Here is a 12670-nt window from a genome sequence, read left to right as displayed (position 1 = left end):
GAGAGGACTGCTATGCCTACGATTCGCCCAGACGAGATCAGTACCATCATCAAGCAGCAGATCGAACAGTATAACCAGGAGATGCAGATCTCCAATGTCGGTACCGTCCTGCAGGTGGGAGACGGCATTGCCCGCATCTACGGCCTGGAGAAGGTGATGGCCAGCGAGCTGCTGGAGTTCGAAGATGGCACTGTGGGCATTGCCCTCAACCTGGAGGAAGACAACGTCGGCGCGGTGCTGATTGGCTCCGGGCGCAACATCCAAGAGGGATCCACCGTCAAAGCCACGGGCAGAATTGCCAGCATCCCGGTGGGCGAAGCCCTGCTGGGCCGCGTGGTGGATCCCCTGTGCAACCCCATCGACGGCAAAGGGCCGATTCACTGCACCGAGACGCGCCTCATTGAGTCCCCGGCCCCCGGCATTATCGATCGCCGCTCCGTGTACGAGCCCCTGCAAACCGGCATCACCGCCATTGACGCTCTAATCCCCATCGGGCGGGGGCAGCGGGAGCTGATCATCGGCGACCGCCAAACCGGCAAGACCACCGTTGCCGTGGACACGATCCTGAACCAGAAAGGGCAGGATGTGATCTGCATCTACGTAGCCATTGGCCAGAAGCAGAGCACCATCGCCCAGGTGGTGGGCGTTCTAACCGAGCGAGGGGCAATGGACTACAGCATTGTGGTGGCTGCCGGCGCTGACAGCCCGGCACCGCTGCAGTGGTTGGCCCCCTATTGTGGCGCCACCATTGCCGAGTACTTTATGTACCAGGGTAAGCACACTTTGGTGGTCTACGACGACCTCTCCAAGCAGGCGGTGGCCTACCGGCAGATGTCGCTGCTGTTGCGGCGTCCGCCCGGTCGGGAAGCCTACCCAGGGGATGTGTTCTATCTGCACTCGCGGTTGCTGGAGCGGGCGGCCAAGCTGAACAGCCGGCTGGGCGAGGGATCCATGACGGCGCTGCCGATTGTGGAAACCCAGGCCAACGACGTGTCGGCCTATATTCCCACCAACGTTATCTCCATCACCGATGGGCAGATCTTCTTGGAGTCGGATCTGTTCAACGCCGGTATTCGCCCCGCCATCAACGTTGGCATCTCTGTCAGCCGCGTCGGCTCGGCGGCCCAGACCAAGGCGATGAAGAAAGTGGCCGGCTCGATCAAGGTGGAACTGGCGCAATATCGGGATCTGGAAGCCTTTGCCCAATTTGCCTCTGATCTGGACGAGGCCACCCAGAAGCAATTGGCCCGCGGCCAACGGCTGCAGGAGATCCTCAAGCAGCCGCAATATTCGCCCCTGTCTTTGGATCAGCAGGTGGCGATTATCTACGCCGGGACGCGGGGGTATTTGGACGACATTCCGGTGGAGAAAGTCTCCAGCTTCAAGCAGGGCCTGCTGTCCTACTTGGGCACCACCCATCCCAAGTATGGCGAGATCGTCCTCTCCACCAAGCAACTCACTGAAGAGGCGGAAGAGATCTTGAAAACCGCCATCACGGAGTTCAAACAGAGCTTCCTGGCCAAGGCGGCTTAGTTGCCGGGGATCCCTGCTTTGGGGATCCCCATCCAGTAACCACAGCAGAGGGGATCGGTTATGGCAAACCTAAAGCGGATTCGCGATCGCATCAAGGCGGTGAAAAATACCCGCAAGATTACAGAGGCCATGCGCCTGGTGGCGGCAGCACGGGTGCGACGGGCCCAGGAGCAGGTGATGGCCACCCGTCCCTTTGCCGACCGCCTAGCCCAGGTTTTCTATCGGCTGCAAACGCGGTTGCGGCTGGAAAATGTCGAGTTGCCTCTGCTGAAGCAGCGGCCCATTGAAACGGTGGGCCTGTTGGTGGTGGCTGGGGATCGGGGCCTGTGCGGTGCTTACAATGCCAACGTTATCAAGCGCACCGAGGAGCGGGTGCGCGAGCTGCAGCAGACGGGGCTGCAAGTGCAGCTTTACCTGGTGGGCCGCAAGGTGGTGCAGTATTTTCAGCGCCGCTCCGCTCCCATTGCCAAGACCTACGTGAACTTGTCCCAGATTCCTACGGCGGCGGAAGCTGCGCAAATAGGGGATCAGCTCCTCTCCGCTTTCCTGTCCGAGAAAGTAGACAAGGTGGAGCTGATCTACACCCGCTTTGTCTCGCTGATTAGCTCCCGTCCGGTGGTGCAATCGCTGCTACCTCTGGATCCCACGCGCCTGGCTGCCCGCGACGACGAGATTTTTAACCTGCTGGTGCGGGGGGGAGAGTTCACGGTCGAGCGCAGCAAGATCGTTGCTCCTGTCTCAGCCCCGCCGCCAGACATGATCTTCGAGCAGGATCCGGTGCAGATTTTGGACGCGCTGCTGCCGCTGTACTTGAACAACCAGTTGTTGCGGGCTTTGCAGGAAGCAGCGGCCAGCGAGTTGGCGGCCCGCATGACGGCCATGAACAATGCCAGCGACAACGCCAGCGAACTCATCCGCACACTGGGCCTTGCCTACAACAAAGCTCGGCAGGCGGCTATCACCCAGGAGATCCTGGAGGTCGTTGCCGGAGCTGAGGCCCTATGAACTTCTCTCCCACCCTCACCCCCAACCCCTCTCCCTCTGGGAGAGGGGAGTTAGGGAAGGACGTAGGGAGACGTTTTATTTGAGGAGCCTAGATTGCGTCGCTGGGCTATCTGGGCGTTGAGCAGGATCACCGGCAAAATCCCCACCAGGACAATCGCCAAGGCGGGGGCGCCGGCCTCGGCCAGGCGTTCGTCGGCAGCCATGCGGTAGGTGTGGACGGCCAAGGTATCGAAGTTAAAGGGCCGCAACACCATCGTGGCCGGCAGCTCCTTCATCACATCTACAAACACCAGCAGCATCGCTCCCAGGATCCCGCCTCCCATCAGGGGCAGGTGCACCCGCCACAGGGTGCCCAGGGATCCCTGCCCCAAGCTGCGGGCTGCCTCGTCCAGGCTGGGAGGAATGCGCGCTAGCGTCGCCTCGACGGTGGACAGAGCCACCGCCAAAAAGCGCACCAGATAGCCAAACACCAACGCCACAATAGTGCCGCTGATCACCAGACCGGGCGGCTGTTGAAAGAGCGCCTGCCGCAAGTAGCTCAGCAGTTGATCCAGTTGCCCCAGGGGAATCAGAACTCCTACTGCAATCACCACGCCCGGTAGCGCGTAGCCCAGGGAAGATAGCCGCACCGCCAGCCGCAGGCCCCAGGCCCGCTGTAGCCGCAAACCGTACAGCACCACCACCGCCACCGAAACGGCAATCACTGCTGTGAGCGTGGCCAGGAGGAAGCTGTTCTGGGCGTAGCTCCAAAAGCGGCGGCCCAACTCCCCCTGGCGCAGGGTCATATGGAGCAGGATCAGGGCAGGGATAACGAAGCCCAGCCCAATCGGGATCCCACAGGCCAGCCACGCTCCCACCCCCCGGATCCCGTGCAAGGGATAACGACTTGGGTTTGGCTTGAATCCTTGGCGATAGTAGCGCGCCCGCCGGCGGGAAAATTGCTCCAGGGCCATCAGTAGCAACACCAACAGCAACAGCAGCGCTGAAAGCTGAGCTGCTGCCACCGGATTGCCCAGAGCTGTCCAGGTGCGGTAGATGCCGGTAGTAAAGGTATCGACCCCAAAATAGCTGACGGTGCCGAAATCGTTCAGGGTCTCCATCAAAGCCAGCAGACAGCCGGCCACGATCCCCGGCCGGGCCAAGGGCAAGGCCACCCGGAAAAAGCTAGCCCACGGCCCGTAGCCCAAGGAGCGGCTCACCTCCAAACAGGCCACCGACTGTTCCTGGAAGGCCAGCCGTGCCGAGAGATACACATAGGGGTAGAGGGTGAGGACGAGCAGCAGGATCGCCCCCCACAAGGAGCGAATGTTGGGGAACCAGTAGTCGCCGATCCCCCAGCCGGTAACCCGCCGCAGCCAGGTCTGGAAGCCGCCGGTTACTTGCAAAAAGTCAGTGTAAGCGTAGGCCAACACATAAGTAGGAGCCGCCAGGGGCAACACCAGCATCCACTCTAGCCAGGCCCGCCCCCAGAATTCGCACATTGTCACCAGCCAGGCAGTGCCGCTGCCCACCAGGATGACTCCCAGCGCCACCCCCACCATCATCAGCAGGCTGTTGTGCACGTACAGCCCCAAGACCGTGTCGGTCAAGTGCTCCCAAACCTGCCGCTCATCAGCAAAAAGGCTGAGGAGAACCGTCAGAGTGGGAATCAAAATTAAGCCCGTCAGGGCTAAGGTCAGCAACGTCCAACCGCTGAACCAGCGCGTCCAAGCTCTCTTGAGAGAATGGTCAAAGCGTTTACCCAGACTTAGCCAAGCTAACTTTTCCATCAATTGCAATTGAAATCCCTGAGAGCTGGCAAAAACTTTTTCTTCACCGTACTGTTTCCCAATTGTCAGGCAAATCTTAGGAAAAAACAAAGAAGCTAAGTCTCAAGACTCAAACTTGGGACTTGATCCTGCTTTGGGGCTGCAACCGGGGAGCCAAGAAGAAAGCTCTTGGCAGCCCCGGCGCTTTTCATCGCCAACCGGCCCGATCCATCACTTTTAGAGCATCGGGGGTAACGCGGCCAATGCTGGCGGCGTTGATCGTGTCTTCCTTGAAGGTGCCAAGGCTGGCCACCACCGAGTCGATCTCCGCCCCCGGCAGCACCGGGTATTCGTTGTTGCTCTGGGCAAAGATGGCCTGCGCCTCTGGGCCGGAGAGGAACTCCAGAAACTGGATGGCGGCCTCTTTGTTGGGAGCTGTTTTCAAAATTCCGGCGCCGCTGATGTTGACGTGGGTGCCGCGATCCTGTTGGTTGGGAAAGAAGATGCCGATTTTCTCCGCTACGGCGCGATCTTCGGGATTGTCGGATTTGATCAAACGCGCCAGGTAGTAGGTGTTGGCTAGGGCCACATCCCCCACGCCAGCGGCCACGGCTTTGATTTGATCAATGTCTCCCCCTTCCGGCGGGCGGGCAAAGTTGGCCACCAAGCCGCGGGCCCACTGTTCGGTTTCTGGGATCCCGTGCGCCAGGATAATGGAAGCCGTCAGAGATTGGCTGTACACATTGCTGGAGGAGCGGGTGAGCACCTTACCTCGCCACTTGGGGTTGGCCAGATCTTCGTAGGTGGAGAGCTCCTTGGGATCCACCTTGTCTTTGTTGTACATGATCACCCGCGCCCGCTTGGTTAGGCCAAACCAGTAGCCTTCCGGATCCCGCAGCGATTCCGGGATGTTCTTAGAGAGCGTCTCGGACTGGATGGGCTGAAACAGGCCTTCGTTCTGGGCGCGCCACAGCCGGGCCACATCCACCGTCATGAAGATATCAGCAGGGCTGTTGGCTCCCTCGCTGCGGATACGTTGGGCAATCTCATCGGCGTTGCCCTGCACCCAATTGACGGTAATGCCCGTTTTCTGTTTGAAAAGTTCGTACAATTCCTCATCAGTGCTGTAGTGCCGAGAGGTGTAGAGGTTCACCTCCCGGTTGGCACCGCGGGCCGGACGCCCCAGCAAGCCTGCCGCCAAGGCCACCGATCCCAGCGCGGCTCCACTGACCAATTGCCGTCGCGATAAGCGCATACCCAACTCCTAAACTCAAAAACATTTCAAGAAAGGCTGCTGCATTGACCCAGTCAGCAATGCCTTTACCCGAGAAAGCACTTGAAAACCCCCTCCCTGAAATCAGGGCAGTTCCCTCAAATGCCGGCCTTTTGACCCTTCTCTAGGCCAAGCTTATTGAGATTTTTACTCAAGAACTTGGCGCTGGGGCAATGATAGAGGATCCTAAGTACCGAGTCAAGCTGTTGGGAGTCGTTCTCATCTTTGAACCGTTTGGCCCAAGATCCGCCAACTCTCGCTGGAAACAAGAGCCAAGGTCGCTTCTCATCGCGGCTGGCCGGGCAAGGGGATCCCTTACCGGAATATTTTGGGTAGGGCGGGGTTCTAGACCTGCCTTGGGTATAAAGGGAGCAGGGTAGGTGGTGGAGTATGGTGGGATCCCTTTCTCATCAATGGCTGGATGAGCAACTGCAGGACAATGGCCGGGATCCGGGTGTTTTCATCCTGGTCTGTGGCTACAACGACTTGGCAGCGTTGACGCTGCAGATTCTGGAAGACTTTGGACAGCGCGCGGTGGTGGTGGCTCCCGGCCCGCGGCCTTCTTTGTTAAAAGAGCAGTGGCAATACCTAGAGGGGGATCCCCATCAGCCGGAGGTGTTGCGCCAGGCTGGGATCGAGCGGATCAAGGTGGCATTGCTTGTGGAGGACAACGACCAAGCCAACTTCGAGCTGGCTCTCTTGATTCGGGATCTCAACCCGCAGGTGCGCATTGTCTCTCGTCTGTTTAACACCGGCCTTGCCCGCTACCTGGACTCGATTTTGCCGCAGCATTTTTCCCTGTCGGTGGCTGCCTTGGCTGCGCCGGCCTTTGCTCTGAAAGCTGTCTCGGACGAATTTGTCGGCTACTTCGAGTTGCCCCAGTTAGAGGCTCAGCCGGCCACGCTGCCGCCGGAGCTGGCGAATCCGCTTTATTTTGGCGCTCCCCAAGAGACCACCCTCTGGAACGTGGTGGAGCTGACCATCGGCTACAACTCCCGTCTGCTGCACATGCCCCTCTCGGAACTGGAGGAAACCTTTCGGGCGCGGGTGCTGTTTCACTACCCGGTGGACGGGCTGTCCGACTTTTCCGAGTCTCGGGTTTTCGACGATTTCGACCACGAGGCAGAGCTGCTGGAGGGGGATCGCATTTTGGTGATCTGCGACCCCAGATCCTATCTGCACCTGTTGGAGCGCAACGGGCGGCGCGGCTCTTCGCGGGCACAACGCTGGGCCAGCGGACAGGTGCAAGACAAACGACAACAACAGCGAGGCAACTCGTTCAGGCAGCTCCTATCTTGGCTGCGCAGAAGCCTGCAGGGACTGCTGCAGGTCAAGCCCATCGTGCGCACCCTCACCTTCACCTTGGGAGCCATGCTGGTGCTGGGGATCCTTAACTTTAGAGCTATCGGCAAATCCGTGGTTGACGGGCTGTTGCTGACCATCGTGGTGTTGACGGGGGGGTATGGGGACATCGAGGCTTTTCAGCAGGCGGAGACCCCTCTAGGGGTGAAGGTGGTGGCGGTGGTCATGACCTTGGTGGGGGCTGCCCTGGTGGGGTTGATCTACGGATTGGTGACCGACAAGTTGGTGAGCAGCCGCTTTGGCTTGGGCCGGGCCGCCCGTATGCCCAAAGCGGATCACGTGGTGATCGCGGGGTTGGGACGGCTGAGCTACTTGGTGCTACAGTTGTTGCGGCAAATGGGCTATGAGGTGGTGGTTGTGGAGCCCGACAGCGACAATCCCCTGCTGGCGGCGACGGAACGGGAGGGGGCGGTGGTGATCCGGGGCAACTACGCCTTGGCCAGCACGCTGCAACAGGCTCGCATCCAAAGCAGCCGCTCTTTGATCTGCACGACGCCTGACGATCTCACCAACCTCGAGACCGCCCTGACCGCCCACAGCCTGCAACCTGGGATCCGCACCATTTTGCGGGTCACGGATCCTGAGCTGGCGGCGCGGATGCAGCGGCATCTGCAGACGCTGGGAACCAGCTACAGCACCACGGCCCTGGGGGCGCGGGCTTTTGCTACGGCAGCGTTGGTGGGATCCGTTTACGGCACCTTGACTTGGGACGGGGAAACGCTGCTGGTGACGCTGCTGGAGGTCTCGGCCCATGACCCTTACCTGGGGCTATCCCTACGGCAACTGGCCCAGGATTACGACCTGGCGATCTTGCTGCATCACTCCCGACCGGGCCGGCCCTGTGTTTTTCCCAAGATCTGGCAGAAAGAGGGCGAGACCCTGTTGAAGCGGGGGGATCGTCTATACGTGATGGGGACGGTGGGATCCCTGATTCGCCTGGCCCAGGGACGCCCTCTGCCGCCGGAACTCTATCAAGTGCGGCTTTTGGAATACCGCAACCCCTACTTTGAAGACGAGATCCTCTCCACCTTGGCGTTTTATGCGCGGCTGCCCAAGACGGCCCTGAAGCCGCTGTTGCGCTGCCTGCCGGCGGTGGTGAGCCCCCCTCTCCCCCGCGACAAGGCCATTAAGTTGGCCCGCCAACTGCGCAAAATGAGCACCGAGGTGCAGGTGTTTGCCCAGGTGCAGGCCGAGCAGCGGATCCCTGAAGTCCTCTAGGGCTTTTCCGCCACAAGGCGCACAAAGCGATTTTGCCCGTAGAGCTCTTGCGCCACCACTCTCAAGCCAACCTTCTCCAACAGCCAGGCCAAGTCCTCAGCGCTGAAGCGGTTGTGCTCGTAGAAGTGGGTAAACTGATCCACCAAGGTGTCTAGGGATGTTTCCAGCTGAAACAGTTGGGCTTCTGTGGCCGCATCGAAGTAGAGGCTAAGTGGGGCGCGCACCCAGTCCACCAGCAAAAACCGCCCCCCTGGCTTGAGCAGACGCCGCACCGCTTGCAACAGGCGCACCGGCTGCACCATCTCGTGGATCACCACCACCGCCTGAGCCGCGTCAACGCTGCCATCTGGCAGGGGCAAATGGGGATCGTGGAGATCGGCCTGCAGCAGTTGAAGGCCAGGGACGCCTTTCAAGTCTGCCGCTGCCCGCTCCAACATGTAGGGCATTAGATCTACGCCAATGAAATGTCCGCCGGGGTAGCGCTGGGCCCACTGCCGGAGGACATACCCCGGCCCCGTTCCCAGATCCAGCAGGCAGGGCGCAGCGGGCAAGCAGGGCTCAACATGCTGCTGCCAAAACTGCCAAAAGGTCTCATTGAAGCGGCCAGGAGCAGTAGCCAGCATGCGCTCGCAAAAGCTGGGGCCACGGTGGTGCTGGTAAAGGAGCTGAAAGGTATCGAGGCCAGCTTGGGTCATGGCTGAGCATCCTCAACAGATCCTGGGAACAAAGTCAGAGGCGTAGGCAGGGCATCGCAGCAACTCAAAATGTCGGCCTAGCGAGCAGAGGAAGCGGTGGAGAAGTTGGCGATGGCCGTCTCCAGGTCGTCAAAACAGGTCAAGACCTTCTCCATCGAGGTGAGGCTGAGGACGAGGGCGACGCTTTCCGGAACGCAACAGAGGCTGAGGTTGCCGCCGGCAGTCCGGCACTTGCGCAAGGCCGAGATCAGCACCCCCAGGCCGGAGCTATCCATAAAAGTAACCGCCGACATGTCGATCAACAGGTTGTGGTAACCAAAATCCAAAACCTGCTGCAGCAACTGCCGCACTTCGGAAGCGACCTTGGCGTCAAAGCGACCTTCCAACGGCACAATCGCCAGTTGTTGCCCTTGCGGAGTTTCGGCGGTACGGATGCGTAGCTTAAAATCCATTGCTTCCAGTCAAGACCTCATGCCCCACCTTAGCACCATCGGTTGCTGCTATGACCCCCTCGGCAGAAAATCCCTCTTCTGCAAACAGAGAGGGTATCCTTCTTTGCCATGGCAACTTCCCACTGGTTGAGATTGTCTGCCGGATCTAGGCGCGCTGTGCCGTTGAGGCAGCTACCCTCCCTTCCTCTTCAGCCAGGGAGCAATCCCTCACCCCCGGCCCCTCTCCCAAAGGGAGAGGGGAGCTAACTGCTCCGCCTGCAGACAGAGGGATCCAACCTTTACTTCCCGTCTCAGATCCTGGCGGGATCGAGGGCGTAAGTCGAATCGAACGCGGCAAGGGACATGTGCAAGCGGGGTCGGTGCATGGCCAGCAACTGGGCCAAGCGCTTGCGCAGCTCGGTTCGCGGCACAATTGCGTCGATGAGCCCGTGGGCTAGCAAGTACTCAGCCGTCTGGAAGCCTTCGGGGAGCTTGCCCTTGCCGATGGTTTGCTCAATAACGTTGGGCCCGGCAAACCCCACCTGGGCGCCTGGCTCGGCCAGGATCAAGTCTCCCAGCATGGCAAAGCTGGCGGTCACTCCCCCATAGGTGGGATGGGTAAGCACGGAGATAAACAACTGGCCGGCTTCGCGGTGCCTTTGCAGAGCGGCTGCCGTTTTGGCCATCTGCATCAGGCTGAGGATCCCTTCCTGCATACGGGCTCCCCCAGAGGCCGAAAAAAGGATCAGGGGTAGGTGATCGCAGGTGGCGCGTTCGGTGAGACGGGTAATCTTCTCGCCTACGACTGAGCCCATGCTGCCGCCCATAAAGCGAAAATCCATCACGCCCATCGCCACCGGGATCCCTTCCAGAGTGCCCAACCCGGTCAGGACGGCATCCTTGAGCTGGGTGCGCTCCTGGTAGGCGGCCAGGCGCTCGGCGTAGGGCTTTTGGTCGAAAAAGTGCAGCGGATCGGTGGGGGCCAGGTGCTCGTCGAGGGGCTGCCAGGAGCCGGGATCCAAAAGCTGCTCCAGCCGCTGCGGGGCTGTGATGCGATGGTGGTAGCCACAGCTTGGACAAACCTGCCAGTTCTGCTGCAGATCTTTGCTGTAGGTGAGAGCGTCGCAAGCTGGACACTTCTGCCAGAGGCCGTCGGCAATCTCTCGCACTTGCCGCTCTTTGTCGAAGGGGCTGCTGCCTGTCAAGTTGAGAGAAGTCTGTTTGCGCCGCTCGGCAAACCAATCCAGTAAAGACATAGCCGCTGAGGTACCCCCCTAGCTAGGGATGGCCAGAGCCGAATCTACAAGCCCTGCCGGTGAGCTGCGAAACTCATCTTAACGTTCTCAAGCTATCAAAGAATCGCCAAGCTGGAAATAGAAACTTGCAGTAGCCATGACCGCAGAAACCCAGTGGCAGGTGTTGACCACAGGGGATGGATCCCTGACCTTTTTCTCCCAGGAGTTTGGGCAGGCTTTTCACAACGTCAGCGGCGCCGCTCAGGAAGCGCTGGAGAAGTTCGTCCGCCCTTGCCGGCTGGATCGGCTGCCGTTGGAGCGGGATCCGGAGGATCCCATTTGTCTTTTGGATATTTGCTTTGGCCTTGGCTACAACTCTGGCCTGGCCTTGGAGACAATCTGGCAGGTGCGGCCCGACTGCCCTGTAGAAGTTATTGGCCTAGAGCGCTCCCCGCAGGTGCCCCGCCAGGCCTGGCAGGTGGGGGTGGGATCCACTTGGAGCTTTAGCCAGGAGTGGCAACACTTTATCAACGAGGGATCCTGGCAATCGCCGCGCTGGCGCGGAACGCTGCTGTGGGGAGATGCCCGCCAAACCCTGCTCCAGGTGCCGCTGGGATGGGCGGATGCGGTGTTTTTGGATCCCTTCTCCCCTTCCGTCTGCCCGGAGCTGTGGACGGTGGACTTTTTGCGGGCAGTGGCGGCGCGAATCCGCCCCGGCGGGATCCTGGCCACCTATTCCTGTGCGGCGGCGGTGCGAGCAGCCTTGCTGGAGGCGGGGCTTTTCATTGGCTCGACGCCGCCGGTGGGTCGCCCTTGGCCGGGCACGGTGGCCTCACCCCAACCGGATCACCTGCCGCCCCTCTCCCCCATGGAGCGGGAGCACCTGAAAACCCGCGCCGCTGTGCCCTACCGGGATCCCACCTTGCAGGGAGACAGAGCCCAGATTCGGCTGCAGCGCCAGCAGGAACAGCAAACTTCACCCCTTGAGCCCACTTCCGCCTGGAAACGCCGCTGGCTTGTGCAAGCCTAGCAACCGGAGGGCAGCTTTTGCCGGGGTTGCTGTCGGGGTGTAGCCAAGACACCTGCACCAGTCCCGTACCCTTACGCACGCTGCTGTCTCTTGACAAAGTTAAGCTAAGATAAAGCTTTTTCTCCAGGGAACTGCTATGTCTACACTGGTTGCCCTTTGTGCCGAACAGCACCGGGTTATCCTGCAGTTCTTGGCTCGTCTCTCTCGGGCCTCGGAGTTGGATCTGGAGCAGCGGCGTCTCTGGGTGCAAAGGTTGCGGCAGCGCCTCTCCCGCCACATTCAATTGGAGCGCCATGTCCTCTACCCGCTGCTCAGGACGGCTCTGGCAGCGGATCCCCAGCTCAGCAGCCAGGTCAATGGGCTGGAGCAACAGTTGCGGGATCAGATCCCGGAGTTGACCCGCTTTTTGCACCAGGCGGAGCGTGAGCCGCAGCAGTTGGATCCCTCTGCTGCCCTTCATTTTTATCGGCAGTTGCGGGCCCAGTTTGAGCAGGAAGAGAAGCTCTTGCATCCCCTCTTTGCCCAGCATGTTTCTCCCGCCGCCGAGCAGCAGCAGTTGCGCCTGTTCCGCAAGCGCCTGCAGGCCAGTGCCCCCAGTTCTGCCGGTCGTCGCCTCAATTTAGAGGAATGGGAGCGGCAGGCCGTGACTCGCCCTGTCTTGCCCCGCGAACGCCTTTGGCCCCCGCCAGGTAGCACGGCGTCGACGGCCACCCCTTAACCGAGGACGGTCTTGTCTTTGGATTCTGCCTTGGGTAACTTTCTGCTGGTTTTGGCAAGCTGGCCTGTGGTACCTTTTCCCCAGCCGACCCCTTGAATCGATGCAACCCTGGGATCCCGAAATCTACGTCGACTCGATGGCCCAACTGCTGCAACTGCCCCTGCATCCCGACCATCGAGCGGGGGTGATCGCAAACTTCGCCCGCTTTTTGCCCCTTGCTCAACAGGTACTGGAGTTTCCGCTGCCACCGACGGTTGAGCCAGATCCTACCTTCAACCCCCAGCCATGACCCCGGATCCCCCTCTTCTCGGCAGCGCCGACGGGTTCGCGATTGCCAGGGCCGTCTGCCAGGGATCCGTGAGCGCCCAGGCAGTGGTGGCCGCCTGTCTGGAGCGGATTCGCCAGCGGGATCCCCAGCTCAA

The 12670-nt window shown here is 60.5% G+C and carries 11 protein-coding genes; 6 read left to right on the top strand and 5 right to left on the bottom strand.

What is annotated here, in order from left to right:
• Nucleotides 1–12: 12 nt before the first annotated feature.
• Together atpA and NW852_RS11355 are read left to right on the top strand one after the other, a co-directional pair.
• Nucleotides 13–1533: a F0F1 ATP synthase subunit alpha gene (gene atpA / locus NW852_RS11360; RefSeq protein WP_414365550.1), complete on the top strand. Its 1521-nt coding sequence runs from the start codon at nt 13–15 to the stop codon at nt 1531–1533.
• Nucleotides 1534–1593: 60 nt separating this feature from the next.
• Nucleotides 1594–2538: a F0F1 ATP synthase subunit gamma gene (locus tag NW852_RS11355; protein WP_414365549.1), complete on the top strand. Its 945-nt coding sequence runs from the start codon at nt 1594–1596 to the stop codon at nt 2536–2538.
• A gap of 50 nt (nt 2539–2588) precedes the next feature.
• On the opposite strand, the gene NW852_RS11350 is transcribed toward NW852_RS11355, so the two are convergent.
• Together NW852_RS11350 and NW852_RS11345 are read right to left on the bottom strand one after the other, a co-directional pair.
• Nucleotides 2589–4307, bottom strand: coding sequence for an ABC transporter permease (locus NW852_RS11350; protein ID WP_414371987.1), 1719 nt, complete (start codon nt 4305–4307; stop codon nt 2589–2591).
• Nucleotides 4308–4494: 187 nt separating this feature from the next.
• Nucleotides 4495–5547 (bottom strand): Fe(3+) ABC transporter substrate-binding protein, encoded by a 1053-nt coding sequence (locus tag NW852_RS11345; protein WP_414371985.1) that lies wholly within the window; start codon nt 5545–5547, stop codon nt 4495–4497.
• A gap of 402 nt (nt 5548–5949) precedes the next feature.
• Here NW852_RS11345 and NW852_RS11340 point away from each other — a divergent pair, with 402 nt between their 5' ends.
• The gene (locus NW852_RS11340) at nt 5950–8139 is read left to right on the top strand and encodes an NAD-binding protein (protein WP_414371983.1); all 2190 of its coding nucleotides are present in this window, start codon (nt 5950–5952) and stop codon (nt 8137–8139) included.
• Here NW852_RS11340 and NW852_RS11335 read toward each other — a convergent pair.
• From NW852_RS11335 to accD, 3 genes are all read right to left on the bottom strand, one after another.
• Nucleotides 8136–8834 carry a class I SAM-dependent methyltransferase gene (locus tag NW852_RS11335; RefSeq protein WP_414371981.1) on the bottom strand — a complete coding sequence of 233 codons (699 nt, stop codon included), beginning with the start codon at nt 8832–8834 and terminating at the stop codon, nt 8136–8138. The two genes, NW852_RS11340 and NW852_RS11335, sit on opposite strands and share 4 nt — an antisense overlap.
• Nucleotides 8835–8911: 77 nt before the next feature.
• Entirely contained in the window at nt 8912–9286 is a 375-nt protein-coding gene (locus NW852_RS11330; RefSeq protein ID WP_414333076.1) for an STAS domain-containing protein, read from the bottom strand.
• Nucleotides 9287–9576: 290 nt separating this feature from the next.
• The gene (gene accD / locus NW852_RS11325; RefSeq protein WP_414371978.1) at nt 9577–10521 is read right to left on the bottom strand and encodes an acetyl-CoA carboxylase, carboxyltransferase subunit beta; all 945 of its coding nucleotides are present in this window, start codon (nt 10519–10521) and stop codon (nt 9577–9579) included.
• Nucleotides 10522–10657: 136 nt separating this feature from the next.
• On the opposite strand from accD, the gene NW852_RS11320 reads away from it, so the two are divergent.
• The 3 genes from NW852_RS11320 (at nt 10658) to NW852_RS11310 (ending at nt 12537) form a co-directional block, all read left to right on the top strand.
• A complete protein-coding gene (locus NW852_RS11320) occupies nt 10658–11530 on the top strand; it encodes a tRNA (5-methylaminomethyl-2-thiouridine)(34)-methyltransferase MnmD (RefSeq protein ID WP_414366486.1) in 873 nt (290 codons plus the stop codon).
• Nucleotides 11531–11666: 136 nt separating this feature from the next.
• Nucleotides 11667–12248 carry a hemerythrin domain-containing protein gene (locus NW852_RS11315; protein WP_414366487.1) on the top strand — a complete coding sequence of 194 codons (582 nt, stop codon included), beginning with the start codon at nt 11667–11669 and terminating at the stop codon, nt 12246–12248.
• Between the two features lie 100 nt (nt 12249–12348).
• The gene (locus NW852_RS11310; protein WP_414366488.1) at nt 12349–12537 is read left to right on the top strand and encodes a DUF4089 domain-containing protein; all 189 of its coding nucleotides are present in this window, start codon (nt 12349–12351) and stop codon (nt 12535–12537) included.
• The last annotated feature ends 133 nt before the right edge of the window (nt 12538–12670 follow it).

It is taken from the genome of Synechococcus sp. H60.1 (genome assembly GCF_047462335.1).
GTDB lineage: Bacteria > Cyanobacteriota > Cyanobacteriia > Thermostichales > Thermostichaceae > Thermostichus.
This window is presented reverse-complemented; position numbering and strand designations above follow the sequence as displayed.